This is a genomic window from Mesorhizobium sp. M2E.F.Ca.ET.209.01.1.1 (assembly GCF_004010375.2).
Lineage (GTDB): Bacteria > Pseudomonadota > Alphaproteobacteria > Rhizobiales > Rhizobiaceae > Mesorhizobium.
The window spans coordinates 1-291 of the sequence record NZ_SADP02001156.1 but is presented as its reverse complement, the minus strand read 5'-3'; the positions used below and the strand labels follow the sequence as shown (position 1 = coordinate 291).

Genomic DNA, 291 nt, shown 5'->3' with positions numbered 1-291 from the left:
GCGGAACTGATCGACGCCTGCGCCGAGTGAAAACAGCATTTCGAGGTTGCGGAAGCGGGCGAGGTTTTCCGGCACCACCCACGTGATGAGATAGCGCACCGCATCGGGATCGACCGTCGCGGCGTCGATGACGAAGGGAAGATCTGGCAATTCCTTCGCGAAGGCCTTGGCGAAGATAGCGCCGCGCTGCGCATCGGAGTTGAACAGGAAGGTCATTCGGTTTCCCTTCAGGCCGCGCAACGCGCGCCCAGCGCCTCGATCATCCGCCGGCAGGCGGCGAGTTCGCTGGCG

At 63.9% G+C, this 291-nt stretch carries 1 pseudogene; it reads right to left on the bottom strand.

The annotated features are described in order from the left end of the window. Positions 1 to 216, bottom strand: a pseudogene (locus EN852_RS39530) (glyoxylate/hydroxypyruvate reductase A); the annotation flags it as partial. Positions 217 to 291 lie beyond the last annotated feature (75 nt).